The organism is Aeromonas allosaccharophila, assembly GCF_000819685.1.
Lineage (GTDB): Bacteria > Pseudomonadota > Gammaproteobacteria > Enterobacterales > Aeromonadaceae > Aeromonas > Aeromonas allosaccharophila.
Genome location: NZ_CDBR01000053.1, coordinates 79646 through 93402 on the forward strand (window position 1 = coordinate 79646; position 13757 = coordinate 93402).

Annotated in this window: 11 protein-coding genes; 6 read left to right on the forward strand and 5 right to left on the reverse strand. The window is 60.9% G+C overall.

The window, feature by feature from the left end; genetic code table 11:
• Window positions 1-134 precede the first annotated feature (134 nt).
• The 5 genes from BN1115_RS10220 (at window position 135) to yciA (ending at window position 7595) form a co-directional block, all read left to right on the forward strand.
• On the forward strand, window positions 135-1781 hold the full coding sequence (locus BN1115_RS10220) for an NAD(P)-binding protein (protein ID WP_042657076.1): 1647 nt from the start codon (window positions 135-137) through the stop codon (window positions 1779-1781).
• Entirely contained in the window at window positions 1778-5353 is a 3576-nt protein-coding gene (gene nifJ / locus BN1115_RS10225) for a pyruvate:ferredoxin (flavodoxin) oxidoreductase (protein ID WP_042657077.1), read from the forward strand. Before BN1115_RS10220 ends, nifJ begins: the two co-directional genes overlap by 4 nt.
• Before the next feature lie 206 nt (window positions 5354-5559).
• Window positions 5560-6159, forward strand: coding sequence for a hypothetical protein (locus BN1115_RS22240; RefSeq protein WP_128821451.1), 600 nt, complete (start codon window positions 5560-5562; stop codon window positions 6157-6159).
• A 153-nt stretch (window positions 6160-6312) separates the two neighbouring features.
• Window positions 6313-7131 carry an NAD-dependent epimerase/dehydratase family protein gene (locus BN1115_RS10235; RefSeq protein WP_042657079.1) on the forward strand — a complete coding sequence of 273 codons (819 nt, stop codon included), beginning with the start codon at window positions 6313-6315 and terminating at the stop codon, window positions 7129-7131.
• 59 nt (window positions 7132-7190) lie between these two features.
• A complete protein-coding gene (gene yciA / locus BN1115_RS10240; protein ID WP_005337875.1) occupies window positions 7191-7595 on the forward strand; it encodes an acyl-CoA thioester hydrolase YciA in 405 nt (134 codons plus the stop codon).
• Here the strand turns inward: yciA and BN1115_RS10245 are convergent, their stop codons facing one another.
• The gene (locus tag BN1115_RS10245; RefSeq protein WP_005344394.1) at window positions 7596-7820 is read right to left on the reverse strand and encodes a hypothetical protein; all 225 of its coding nucleotides are present in this window, start codon (window positions 7818-7820) and stop codon (window positions 7596-7598) included.
• Window positions 7821-7927: 107 nt separating this feature from the next.
• On the opposite strand from BN1115_RS10245, the gene BN1115_RS10250 reads away from it, so the two are divergent.
• Window positions 7928-8773, forward strand: a complete 846-nt coding sequence (locus BN1115_RS10250) for an endonuclease/exonuclease/phosphatase family protein (protein ID WP_042657080.1) — start codon at window positions 7928-7930, stop codon at window positions 8771-8773.
• Window positions 8774-8897: 124 nt separating this feature from the next.
• On the opposite strand, the gene BN1115_RS10255 is transcribed toward BN1115_RS10250, so the two are convergent.
• The 4 genes from BN1115_RS10255 to BN1115_RS10270 form a co-directional block, all read right to left on the reverse strand.
• Window positions 8898-9194, reverse strand: coding sequence for a GrxA family glutaredoxin (locus BN1115_RS10255; RefSeq protein WP_223849348.1), 297 nt, complete (start codon window positions 9192-9194; stop codon window positions 8898-8900).
• Window positions 9195-9288: 94 nt separating this feature from the next.
• Window positions 9289-10728, reverse strand: a complete 1440-nt coding sequence (dacB, locus tag BN1115_RS10260; RefSeq protein WP_005350510.1) for a D-alanyl-D-alanine carboxypeptidase/D-alanyl-D-alanine endopeptidase — start codon at window positions 10726-10728, stop codon at window positions 9289-9291.
• A 114-nt stretch (window positions 10729-10842) separates the two neighbouring features.
• Window positions 10843-12603 (reverse strand): DNA repair helicase RadD, encoded by a 1761-nt coding sequence (gene radD / locus BN1115_RS10265; RefSeq protein WP_042657081.1) that lies wholly within the window; start codon window positions 12601-12603, stop codon window positions 10843-10845.
• A gap of 114 nt (window positions 12604-12717) precedes the next feature.
• The gene (locus BN1115_RS10270) at window positions 12718-13755 is read right to left on the reverse strand and encodes an HlyD family secretion protein (RefSeq protein ID WP_042657082.1); all 1038 of its coding nucleotides are present in this window, start codon (window positions 13753-13755) and stop codon (window positions 12718-12720) included.
• Window positions 13756-13757 lie beyond the last annotated feature (2 nt).

The following is a 13757-nucleotide window of genomic DNA, read 5'->3' on the forward strand; positions in this document are numbered from 1 at the left end:
AAGCCGCCATTATCGACTCAGTTCCCAGTTTCTAACGCTTTCGCTTCTTCCCTCTCTGGCCACCGTCCGCTTCGGCTACACGGTATCAAGTGCTATCTGAGCGGGCCTGTTACCCAACAAGAAGAAAGCAATGTATGAGCAAACAACTGGACATGACCCCATTGCCGGATCTCTCCCTGAAAACGGGAACAGGCCCGGTGCGTACCCGGCTACCCGTTTGGCGGCCGGCCCTGCCACCCTGCAATCACGCCTGCCCGGCCGGAGAAAATATTCAGGCCTGGCTCTCTTTGGCGCAGGCCGGTCGCTTTGAGGCGGCCTGGCAGACTCTGATCGAAGAGAACCCCTTACCCGCCATTCATGGCCGGGTCTGCTACCACCCTTGCGAGAGCGCCTGCAACCGCGGTCAGGTGGATGAATCCGTCTCCATTCACGCCATCGAGCGTTTCCTCGGCGACGAGGCACTGGTCCATGGCTGGCTGCCTGCACCGCCTGCCCCTGCCAGTGGCAAGAAGGTGCTGGTCATTGGCGCCGGGCCCTCCGGCCTCTCCTGCGCCTGGCATCTCAACCGGCTCGGCCATCAGGTGGAGATCCGCGAAGCGGGGCCGCTCGCCGGGGGCATGCTGCGCTTTGGTATTCCTGCTTACCGCTTGCCCCGCGATGTGCTGGATCGGGAGGTGGCCCGCATCGTGGCCGCAGGTGTCACTCTCACCCTCAACCACAAGGTGGAGGATGTGCTGCGCGAGCGCGATGGGGGGGGCTTTGACGCCGTCTTTATGGCTATCGGTGCCCATCTGGCCAAGCGGGTCGATATTCCGGCCCGGGAGGTGGGCAAGATCCTTGATGCGGTGAGTTTCCTCGAGCAGGCCAGCCTGGCCGAAGAGCAGGGCTTGCCGCCCCCCAAACTGGGACGGCGGGTGGCCATCTATGGCGGCGGCAACACCGCCATGGACGCTGCCCGCACCGCCCGCCGCCTCGGTGTGGAAGAGGCGATGATCATCTACCGCCGCGACCGGGATCATATGCCCGCCCACGCCTTTGAAGCCGACGAGGCCGAAGAGGAGGGGATCAAGATCAACTGGCTGCGCAGCATTCGCCAGCTCGACAACACCAGCATCGAAGTGGAAGTGATGGCGCTGGATGCCGAGGGCAAGCCGGTGCCCACCGGCAAGTTTGAAACCCTCGAAGCGGACTCCCTGATCCTGGCGCTCGGTCAGGAGGTAGACCTCTCGGTGCTGGAGAGCATTCCCGGCGTGCGGGTCAACAAGGAAGGCGTGGTACAGGTGGCGGGCAACCTGATGACGGATGTGCCCGGTCTCTTTGCCGGTGGCGACATGGTGCCCTCCGAGCGCACCGTCACCATCGCCACCGGCCACGGCAAGAAGGCGGCGCGCCATATGGATGCCTGGCTGCGCGGTCGCCACTACCACAAGCCGCTCTCCTACCCGCTGGTGGGGCCGGAGCAGTTGCAACTCTGGTTCCAGACCCACGCCCCAGCCAGCAGTCAGCCGGTCAAACCGGCGTGGGCGCGGGATGACTTTGGCGAGATCATCGGCGGGCTGGATGAGGTGGCCGCCCGTTACGAGGCGGCGCGCTGCTACTCCTGCGGCAACTGCTTCGAGTGCGACGGCTGCTATGGCAGTTGCCCCGAACAGGCCATCGCCAAGTTGGGGCCGGGCAAAGGCTATCAGGTGGATGCCGAGCGCTGCACCGGCTGCGGTGCCTGTCACGACCAGTGCCCCTGTCACGCCATCGAGCTGCGCCAACCGGAGGAGTCCCAATGAAACATGAATTGATCATGGTCGACGGCAACGAAGCTGCGGCCCGGGTGGCGTACCAGCTGAGCGAAGTGTGTGCCATCTACCCCATTACCCCGAGCTCGACCATGGCCGAACTGGCCGATGCCTGGGCGGCGGAGGGGCAGACCAACCTTTGGGGCAACATTCCCACAGTGGTGGAGATGCAAAGCGAAGGGGGGGCGGCTGGCACGGTACACGGCGCCCTGCAGGCGGGGGCGCTCGCCACCACCTTCACCGCCAGTCAGGGGCTGATGCTGATGCTGCCAAACATGTACAAGATCGCCGGTGAATTGACCTCGGCGGTGTTCCATGTGGCAGCCCGTTCGCTGGCGGCGCAGGGGCTGTCGATTTTTGGCGACCATCAGGATGTGATGGCGGCGCGCAGCACCGGCTTTGCCATGCTTGCCTCCGGCTCGGTGCAGGAGGCGCAGGACCTGGCCTTGGTTGCCCACAGCGTCACCCTGCAGTGCCGGGTGCCCTTTATCCACTTCTTCGACGGCTTTCGCACCTCCCACGAGGTGAACAAGATCACTGCCCTGCATCGGGATGAAATTCGCGCCCTTATCGACAACGACTGGGTGCGGGCTCACCGTGCGCGGGCGCTCAACCCGGATCATCCGGTGATGCGCGGCACAGCCCAGAACCCGGATACCTATTTCCAGTCCCGCGAGAGCGTTAACCCCTTCTACGAGGCGGTACCGGCGCGGGTGCAGCAGTGCATGGACAACCTCGGCGAGCTGACCGGCCGACACTACCGGCTGGTGGAGTATCACGGCGCGCCCGATGCCACCGATGTCATTGTGCTGATGGGCTCGGGGGCGGCTACCGCCCGCACCACTGTGGATTGGCTCAACCAACAGGATCGCAAGACCGGGGTCTTGGTTGTGCGCCTCTATCGCCCCTTCCCGGTACAGGCGCTGCTCGATGCGCTGCCCGCGAGCGTGCGTCGCATGGCGGTGCTGGATCGCACCAAGGAGCCGGGGGCGGGCGGCGAGCCGCTGCTGCTGGATGTGCAGAGCGCCCTTATCGACGGTTTGCAGCGCGGCCTTATCAAGCGGCTGCCCTGGCTCAGTGGTGGTCGCTATGGCCTCTCCTCCAAGGAGTTCACCCCCGCCATGTGTGCGGCCGTGTTCGAGGAGCTGGCATCCGATGCGCCGCGCCCGCGCTTTACCGTGGGGATTGTCGATGACGTGTCGGGGCTCAGTCTGGCCTGGCATCCCATCGGTGATCTGGAGCCCGCCAGCCGGGTGCGGGCGCTCTTCTTCGGTCTCGGTGCCGACGGCACGGTGGGTGCCAACAAGAACAGCATCAAGATCATCGGCGAGCTGGAGGGGTTCCACGCCCAGGGCTACTTTGTCTACGACTCCAAGAAGTCGGGCTCGCGCACCGTCTCCCACCTGCGCTTTGGCCCCGAGCCCATCGACGCCCCCTGGCTTATCGAGCAGGCGAGCTTTATCGGCTGCCACCAGTGGGGCTTTGTTGAATCGGTCGATCTGCTGGAGCACGCCGCAGAAGGGGCGACCCTGCTGCTCAATGCCCCCTATGAGGCGGACAAGGTGTGGGGTCAGCTGCCCGAGCGACTGCGCGCCCGCATCCGCGCCCTCAATATCCAGCTCTACTGCATCGATGGGGATCGGGTGGCCGAGCAAAACGGCATGGGCAATCGCATCAACACCATTATGCAGACCTGCTTCTTCGCCCTGGCCGGAGTCTTGCCACGGGACGAGGCTATTGCGCTGATCAAGGAGAGCATCGAGAAGAGTTATGCCCGCAAGGGGCCCGAGGTGGTGGCGCGCAACTTCGCGGCGGTGGACGATACCCTGGCTCACCTCTGCAAGGTGGCGATCCCGGCCGGTGACGAGCAGATCAGCGACTATCCGCTGCCATTGGCACCGGGGGGCAGCGAGTTTGTCCAGCGGGTCACTGGCGAGATGCTGGCGGGGCGCGGCGATCTGATCCCTGTCTCCATGCTGCCGGTGGATGGCACTTACCCCACGGCCACCAGCCGCTTCGAGAAGCGGGATATCGCCCGCGAGATCCCGATCTGGCATTCGGATATCTGCATCCAGTGCGGCAACTGCGTCTTTGTCTGCCCCCACGCGGCGCTGCGGGCCAAGTTCTACCATCAGGACTGGCTGGCGACCGCCCCCGAGGCGGCCCAGTCGGTGCCCGTCACCGCCAAGGGCTTCCCCGATAGCCGCTACACCTTGCAGCTCTATCCGGAAGATTGCACCGGCTGCGGTCAGTGTGTGCAGGCCTGTCCGGTGCGGGCTGGGGCCGATGAGGAACACGAGGGCGAGCGCGCCATCACCATGATGGACAAGGCGCCCCATCTGGCTGGCCAGAAACAGGCGCTGCGCTGGTTCGAGAGCCTGCCCTGGCCTGCCCGCGAGCGGGTGGATTTCTCCACGGTGCGCGGTGCCCAGTTCCTCGAACCCCTGTTCGAGTTCTCCGGCGCCTGCGCCGGTTGTGGCGAGACTCCCTATCTCAAGCTGCTGACCCAGCTGTTTGGCGATCGCATGCTGGTGGCCAACGCCACCGGTTGCTCCTCCATCTACGGCGGCAACCTGCCGACCACGCCGTGGGCCAAGAACGCGGAAGGGAAGGGGCCGGCCTGGTCCAACTCCCTGTTTGAGGACAACGCCGAGTTCGGCTTTGGTTTTCGTCTCACCGCCGATCAGCATCACGGTCAGGCGGTGGCGGCCTTGCAGGCGATGAAGGGGGAGCTGGGCGCAGAGCTGGTCGATACCCTGATTAGCGCCCCGCAGCGGCTGGAGTCGGAGATCCGCGCCCAGCGCACCCGGGTGGCACAAGTGCGCGAGCGGCTGGAGGAGGTGAAGTCCGGCAAGGCCCGCGAGCTGCTCTCCTTGATTGATCAACTGGTGCGCCGCTCGGTCTGGATCATCGGCGGCGATGGCTGGGCTTATGACATCGGCTCATCGGGGCTCGATCATGTGCTCGCCTCCGGGCGCGATGTGAACGTGCTGGTGATGGATACCGAGGTCTACTCCAACACTGGCGGCCAGATGTCGAAATCGACCCCGCTCGGTGCCGTCGCCAAATTCGCGGCGGGAGGCAAGACGCTGGCCAAGAAGGATGTGGCGCTGCAAGCCATCTCCTACGGCAACGTTTATGTTGCCCGCATCGCCTTTGGTGCCAACCCGCAGCAGGCGCTGCAGGCCTTGCGTGAGGCGGAGGCCTATCCGGGCCCGTCGCTGATCATCGCCTACAGCCACTGCATCGCCCACGGCATCGATATGGAGTTTGGTTTGACTCAACAAAAACGGGCCGTGGCTTCCGGTCACTGGCCGCTGATGCGCTACAACCCGGTATTACGCAGATCGGGGCAGAACCCCTTCAGTCTCGACAGCCTGCGCCCCTCCATCCCCCTCGCTGAATACCGGCAGGAGGAGACCCGTTATCGGGTATTGGCCCAGAGCCATCCGGAGGAGGCCGAACGGCTGATGCAGGTGGCGCAACAAGTGGCGTGGCAGAAGTGGGCCACCTACGAGGAGATGGCCACCCGCGAAGCCAGCCATTTCCATCCGCCGGTGTGATGGTGAAGTGAGTGAAATATAACCAAGCGGGCCATTGGCCCGCTTTTTATTAGCAGGTCATGGATGCCTATTTCTGCAATCTGATCACCATCATAATATGTGTAGTGAAGAAAGGTGTTGATATGTTGGAAGAAGCTGGGCAGGATACTTTTAATAAAATCTAATGGCTTTGTTTTATGTAATTAAAGACTGGAAAAGAGGTTGGTATGCAAAACACTTATACGCTATATGTTGCGACTGCTGCATTAGCCGCAGCATGGCTTACTGCTGCGTTTGCTTTTTTCTCTCAATTAAACTCCAAGCATTCAAAAATATCTAATTTTCGACAGGATTGGATAAACAATTTACGCTCTGAAGTTTCTAATTTTATTAGCAACTTTAATAAATGTGTATTTCTTCAGAAAAAAAGAGACAGAAGCAGAGCTCAGAATGAGGAAGCCATGAGAAAGGAGTTAGATCAGCAGTTTTACGATACGTATGGATTGTTGTTGCAGAATAAAATTATGATTCATTTAAGACTTAACAAGAATGACTCTGACAAAAGATTGAAAAAGTTGAATTGCGAATTGTTAAAGTCACTGGATGACGCTGTGTTAGCGTTGAACGAAAATAGATGTCCGAATCATGATGCCATGAATGATAAAATAATTAACCCTGCTGGAGATATATTGAAATTGGAGTGGTGTAGAGTTAAGAGGGGTGAGATTGGATTTATTGTCACATATATTATGTGTTCTTTGATTTTAATCTTAGGTGTTGTTGGTTTGGCCGCAATTTACCGAACGTTACCTCAAGTACTTTATTGAAAGCATTAGGACCGTTTTCATTCAACCTCTAATGGGAGGTTGAACAACGAAGTAAAAGTAGGCACTGGCTTTTTAAGTTCAGTAGAGAGGCTTCCCTTTTATACTGTGGCAGGTAAGCTGCGGGGCACATAGCGTCAAGCAGGAGAAGGGACGATGACAGAGCAAGATATCGCCGGGACGATCGGCATTCTGGGGGCGGGATGGCTGGGGCTGCCGCTGGCGCGGGCCCTGCTGGCGGCAGGCAAGCAGGTGGCGGTGACGGTCAGCAGCGCCGAGAAGGCGGCCCGTCTGCAGGGGGAGGGGATCGATGCCCATCCGCTGACGATTTCTGCCCATATGTCGGATGCATGGCCCATCCCCTGCGAATCGCTGGTTATCTGCGTACCGCCCAGCAAGACCGATGACTATCCGCAGGCGGTGGCAAAGGCCTGCGCGTTGGCCAAAGCGAGCGGCACCCGGCGGGGGCTGTTTGTCAGCGCCACCTCGGTATGGGGGGCGGGGCAGCAGGAGGGGGAAGAACCCCAACCCCGCCATGCCCGTGGCGAGCGGATGCTGGCAGCGGAGCAGGCGGTGCTGGCGGCCGGTTTCGAGGCAGTGATGATAGTGCGCCCCTCCGGCCTTTATGGCCCGGATCGCCATCCCGGCCGTTTTCTGGCGGGCAAGACGCTGGATGGCGGCGCCCAGTCGGTCAATCTGGTCCATCTGGACGATGTGGTGGCGGCTTGCATGCTGCTGCTGGAACGGGGCAAGGACGGGGATGTTTTCAACCTGAGCGCGCCTGTGCATCCGCGCCGCGAGCAGTTTTACCCCTTTGCGGCGCGCCAGCAGGGGCTGCCCGCGCCGGTCTTTATCGAGCCTGCCGGTGAATTTCAGCCCATCGACGGTCAGCTGATTTGCCAGCAGATGGGATTCAACTATCGCTGGCCCGATCCGGCCCACTGGTTTGCCGAGCTCGCCGCCTCGGGCAATTGAGGTTTGCCAAGGGGGTGATCGCCCCCTATCATGCCGCCATCCATGAGAGAGAGGCGGTAATGATGGTAGATACAAAACGTCACCCCGATGGGGAGTTGTTGCTGAGAACCCTGGCAATGCCAGCCGATACCAACCCCAATGGCGACATCTTTGGTGGCTGGATCATGTCCCAGATGGATATAGGTGGGGGCATTATGGCCAAGGAGCTGGCAAAAGGACGTATTTGTACCGTATCCGTCGAAGGCATGACCTTTCACAGTCCGGTCAAGGTGGGTGATGTGGTCTGCTGCTACGGCCGCTGCATGAAGATCGGCCGCAGCTCCATGAAGCTCAAGCTGGAAGTGTGGGTCAAGCCGGTACTGCGGGAAAACGACGCCCAGCGTTACTGTGTGACTGAGGGGATCTTCACCTATGTCGCCATCGACGAACAGGGCAAATCCCGCCCGGTTCCGGTGAGTGCCTGATTAAATCAGCCGGGCATTGATGATGGATATTTCCTGCTCAAGCCCGGTTTTTTGCCGTATCATGCGTTCCAGCATCTCTTCCGAGCCCACATATTGCAGGGTGTCGAACAGGCAGAGATCGCATTGAGGATCCCGTCTTATCTGATAGACGGTGGACAGCTCCACTTGATGACAATTTCCTTGTTGATCATAAAACGTCACGTTGTACCGAAGTTCTTTCGCCATGAGACAGCGTCCTTCTGGTTGGGTGGAACAGGGACTATCAGCTTAGTCGGCGTGGATGACGTTTGTGATGGTCGCAACAAAAAGCAAAGGCGGGCGGTTGTTAGCCAATGAAAAATAGTTATCGCATTCTTGGCACCTCCCTGCTGACCTTGGGGTTGGTAGGTTGTTTTGAGGTGCCGGATCAGAACCATCTGGTCACAGCTCAAGGGATTGTGCCGGGACTCGACTGCCAGCGTCCGCCGCTGGTAGCGTTGGCGACCACGGCGCTGCCCCGTGAATTCGGGGTGACGGTGTGGAATCTCTACAAGGGCCAGCGCAAGAACTGGCGTGAAGGGATGGACAGTTACGCCAAGGGGCAGGATCTGGTGCTGCTGCAAGAGTCGGCCACCCGTCCCGATATGCTCGACTGGCTGCGCGCCGGTGATTTCCAGTGGCAACAGCTGCAAGCCTTCACCCAGGGCGGCGTGTCGTTCGGGGTGATGACGGTGGCCAAGACCCCGCAGGCGTTCGTCTGTGGCGTGCGCTCCCCCGAGCCCTTGCTGCGCATCCCCAAATCCGGGCTGGTGAGCCTCTATCCGCTGCAGGGCGATCCTGACGGCGTCATGGTCATCAATATCCATGCGGTCAATTTCGAGCTGGGGATGGCTACCTTCCGCGAGCAGCTCAACGATCTGACTTCCTTGGTGCGTCGTCATCAGGGGCCGGTGATCCTGGCCGGTGATTTCAACACCTGGAGTGACAAACGTCAGTTCTGGCTGAACAAGCTGGTGGACGAGCTGGGTCTGCAAGAGGCCGTGCCGGTGCCTGACTTGCGTCGCACCGCCTTCGGTCGTCCGCTGGATCACCTCTACTACCGCAATCTGGACCTGATTGAGGTGAGTTCACCGGCGACCGATTCCTCAGATCACAACCCCATCATCGCGCGCTTTGCTGCCCAGTCTGTGACTCCCTGACCCCAGTCTGTGACTTCCTGACAAGGGATGGTGCAATTTCCGCTCATAAAAAAATCCGGCGCCTGATGGCGCCGGATTTTTTAAATGCTCTGGCGGTCAACCCGCTAGGGATGACCCGCAGGAATTACTGGTAGAGACCCAGATTCGCTTTGGCGTAGGCTTCGAAATCGGTGCAGCCACCGATGTGCTGCTCATCCAGGAAGATCTGCGGCACGGTATTGACCGGCTTGCCGGCGCTCTTGGCCAGATCTTCTTTGGTGATCCCTTCGGCATGGATATCCACGTAGCGGAATTTGAAGTCATCGCGCTGTTCGGTCAGCTGCTCGGCGATCTGTACGGCACGGACACAGTAGGGGCAACCCGGGCGACCAAAAATCACTGCAAACATATTTTCTCTCCGTTTTTTAAGCCGTTTATGTATGGCCGTTGATATGAGGCAGGCAACAGCATAGCCCTGCCTCGTGGCGACTTGAAGCCGAAATTATCGATACCGTGATTCGAGTGGGCCTATTGGCTCAGCTCTCGTCGGCGATCTGGATCGGCTGCTGCTGATAGATGCTCTCCAGCACCCCCTTCTCGAATACGGTCCAGGGCCACGGCGCCTTGCTGGCACGGTAGCGCTCATGGGTGGCCGGATCTTGGGACAGGCCGCGCTGGAACATCACGAACGCCTTGCGCTGGCCGCCTGCCGTGTCGATAAAGCCCACCAGATTGGAGGTGCCGGTGATGGTACCGGTCTTGGCGTGCACCTTGTTCTTCATCATGGGGGCGGTGACACTGCGGCGCCACGCCAGGGTGCCATCAACCTGGGAGCTTGGCAGCAGCTTGATCAGGCCAAGCTCGGCATCATTCTTCTGGATGAAGTTGAGCACCGACATCATCTGACGGGCGCTGATGAGATTGTGAGCGGAGAGACCGGAGCCATCGGCCAGGGTGGCGTTGCCCAGATCGATGCCGTTCTTGGTCAGGATGGCGCGCACCGCCATGGTGCCGCTGCGATAGCTGCCCGGCTTGTTGTAGTAGTGACGACCCACGGTTTTGAGGAAGGTATCGGCATAGAGGTTGTCCGATTTCTTCAGCATCTTGGCCAGCATCACCGGCAGGGAGACCGAGTAGTGGGTGCCGAGGGTCTCTGCCCCTTCAGGGGCCTTGTGGGTGACCCGCAGCAGGCCATCATGCTTGATACCGGCACGGTTCATCGCCCAGCGGATGTTGTCCCAGCCCCAGGCTTCCACGTCGTGGATGGCGAAACGCAGACCCTGCGGCTCCTTGTTCGGGGTGATGCAGCCCTTGAGCTCGTAGAAGTTGCCCTTGGCCATGTCCACTTCCAGCGCGCAGAACTGGCGCGCCATGTCGCCATAGCTCATCACCTCCACGTTGTCGGCACCGATGCCGATGGGCACGCCGGTGGCTACATTGCCCACCGCCGGTTTGCCAATCTGGGTGGCAGTGATGGTGCCGTAGGCGCAGTTCTTGTCGATGATGACCGAGGAGACGGGCGCGGCGAAGCAGAGGGTCTGATCCCCCCACGACCAGCCGTTGCCGCGTTCGTAGCCGTTGTAGGCGCCGGTGTTGACGTAGACATTGCCCTTGATGCTGGTGACGCCGAGCTGTTTGAACAGGGCCAGCAGATCCATGCGGGAGAGGGTGGGGTCGCCGACGAAGTTGATCCAGATATCGCCGTTGATGGTGTCACCCTGTTTGGCACCGGGTTGGGCCTGAATGTCGGTGGCGAAGCGGAAGTCGGCACCCAGCTCGAGGCGGGCCGCCAGCGCGGTGAGCACCTTCATGGTGGAGGCGGGGGCGATCATCTGATCCGCGTGGCGGGCGAACTCGACGCCGTTATTGCCCTGCACCATGATGGCGTACTGGCCACCCTGAGGGGGCGTCAGCGGGGCGGCATGAGCCGCCAGAGAAGAAAAGAGAGCACAAAAACCAATCAACAGCCGCTGCATAACATCCTCTAACGTGACGAAGGGCCCGGCAGTGGTGCCGACCCTGATAATTCAACCAGCCGATGCGGGATCGACGGGGGGTAACGCAATTCATGCCATGTATGCCGGTCGCCATCATGCCAGCGAGTTGGCGGTACGATAGCGACCCTCATAATCAAAAATTTTCTCTTTTATCTGCCAGAAGCGCCCCGATTTGCGGGCGATGACAAAATCCGGATGACGGAACTGGCTTTGCGCGGCCAGCACGCTCGCCAGGGTGGCAAATTCGGGCTCCAGCCCCGGGGCGGGCCAATGATGACGCACAAAGTGCTGTTGAAACAAGCGCCGCGCGCCCGGGGAGTGAAATCCGAAGTATTCACTGAGGGTCAACCCATCCTCATCGTGGTAGGTCACCTCCAGCCGCTCCCCCTGTTTGCCGCGCCCGGCTGTGAGGGTTAGCCCGGCGCAGCGGATCACCATGCAATCTTTGAGATTGAGCGCCTCTTTGAGCTTGTCGTCAGGGTCCACCAGCAGCTGATCGCAGCTCTGGCAGCGGCGGGCGGCGATGTCATTCTCCGCGCCGCAGCCGGGGCAGATCTTGGCGCGAAAGCGGTAGTCACACTCCTCGCGGTTGCCCTCGTCATCTTCAAACAGCCCCTGACAGCGGCGGCCGTAGTGCTCGATCACCTTGCCATCCTCGTCGGTCTTGCCCCAGAAGGTGTTGGCAAAGCCGCAGGCGGGGCAGGGCACCTGTACCGGCTCGGTACCGGCGTGGGGGCGGGGCTCCCCCACTTCGGGGGCGAACAGGTTGAAGTTGTTGCCGGCGTAGTCGAGCACCAGACAATCGCTCTTGCCCGGCGAGAGACGCAGGCCCCGCCCGACGATCTGCTGGTAGAGGGAGACCGACTCAGTGGGCCTGAGCATCACGATAAGATCGACATGGGGGGCATCAAAGCCGGTGGTGAGCACCGCCACGTTGACCAGAAACTTGAGCTCGCGCGCCTTGAAGGCGTTGATGAGGGCATCGCGCTCCGGCCCCGGCGTCTCGCCGGTGATAAGGGCCGCCTGCTGGCCTCTGGCCCCAAGCAGGCCGTGAATTTCCCGTGCATGCTCGACGGTGGCGGCGAAGATCATCACCCCCTGCCGGTCGGCGGCATACTCCAGCACCTGACTCAGGATATGGGGGGTGACCCGCTGCTGGCGCTTGAGCTCTCCGTTGAGATCTGCCTCGCTAAAGAGGCCGTTCTCCCGCGGCACCAGCTTGCTGAAGTCGTAGTGGACTATGGGGGCATCCACCATGCGCGGTGGGGTCAGGTAGCCGTTTTTGACCATAAAGCGCAGGGGCAGCTCGAACACGCAGTCGCCGAACAGCCGCTCGCCGTGGCTCTTGACCATGCCGTGGTAGTGGCGCCGGTAGATCCAGCCCAGCCCGAGCCGATAGGGGGTGGCGGTGAGGCCGAGGATCTTGAGGGCGGGATTGGCGGCCTTGAGGTGGTCGATCACCTGATGGTACTGGCTATCGTCATCGAGCGAGACCCGATGGCACTCATCGATGATCAGCAGCGAAAACGCCCCGTCGAAGGCAGCCAGATTGCGGGCGACCGACTGCACCGAGCCGAACACCACCTGGGCGCTTGCCTCCTTGCGATCCAGACCGGCAGCGAAGATATCGGCCTTGAGCCCCCACGCCTCGTACTTGCCGTGGTTCTGCTCCACCAGCTCCTTGACGTGGGCCAGCACCAGCACCCGACCGCGCGCCTTGCGGGCCAGCTCGGCGATCACCAGACTCTTGCCGGCCCCGGTGGGCAGCACTACCACGGCGGGATCCGGGTGTTTGCGAAAGTGGCTGATCACGGCGTTGACGGCGTCGGTCTGATAGGGTCTGAGAACGAACATGGGGGCGTGGTGTTTTGGCATGGTACGGCGCAGGGTGGCGCCATTATAGGGTGCTTGCCGTCACAAAAACAGCGGGCCGGCATGATGCCGGCCCGCAGGGTGCTTGGTTGCTGATCAATGGAACGGGAAGATGTAGTTCATCCAGCTTGCCATGCGCAGCAGCACTTTGCGCATCACAGATACATGGTGGAAGTACTGGGTGTAGACCGCAGCCTGCCCGCTGGCACCGGCAATCATCTGATACTTGGCCCACTCGGGGTCGGTAATGGAGATAACTACCGGCAGGCGACCCGGACGCACCGCCGTGGTCTGATCCAGCAGACCGGCGTTAGCCTGCACGTTACCGGCGGCAATGGCCGGGATCACCGCAGTCACCTTGCCCTTGAAGATCTTGCCGGGGATGCCATCGATCACCACTTCGGCCTCGTCGCCAATCGCCAGACGCTGCATGCTGTTTTGCCAGAACCAGCCAACATAGGCGGTCTCATCCTTGTGGATGAAGGTCATTACCGGGCGGTACATGAAGGGGGTGGCGATCATGCCGGGGCGCAGGGCCAGCTGTACTACATGGCCATCGCTCGGGGCATAGACCACGGTCTGTGCCAGCTGGTATTTGGCTTCATCCAGCTGGGCTTGCAGATCTTCCATCGTGGCCTTCTGCTGGTCAATCTGGGCCACGATATCGTCCACATTGGCCTGGGTCACGTCGAGGTCGCGTTGCTTGCCCACGCCACGGCGCATCAGGTCGCTGGCGCGATCCCGATCCAGCTTGGCGGAGCGCAGCCGCGCTTCGATGGATTTGAGATGTTCGCGGTTGGATTCGACCCGAGCGGTGAGGCTGTCTGCCTTCAGGCGGAACGGCTCGTCATCAAGGCGAAACAGTACATCCCCTTTTTTCACCAGCTGGTTGGGTTTCACCGGGACTTCAACGACCCGGCCCTTGACCAGCGGCACAATCGGGGTGGAGATGTAGTAGTTGCGCGCCATCTCCGAGTAGGGATGGTTGTAGTTCATCAGTATGATCAGGGCGCCGATGATGATGATGCCACCCAGTGCTGCGGTGGGAACCGTCCACTTGTTGAGCGGGATACGGAAGATTTTGAATACGGCCACACACAGTGCCGTATAAGTCAGGATCAGTAGCAGGTCCATGG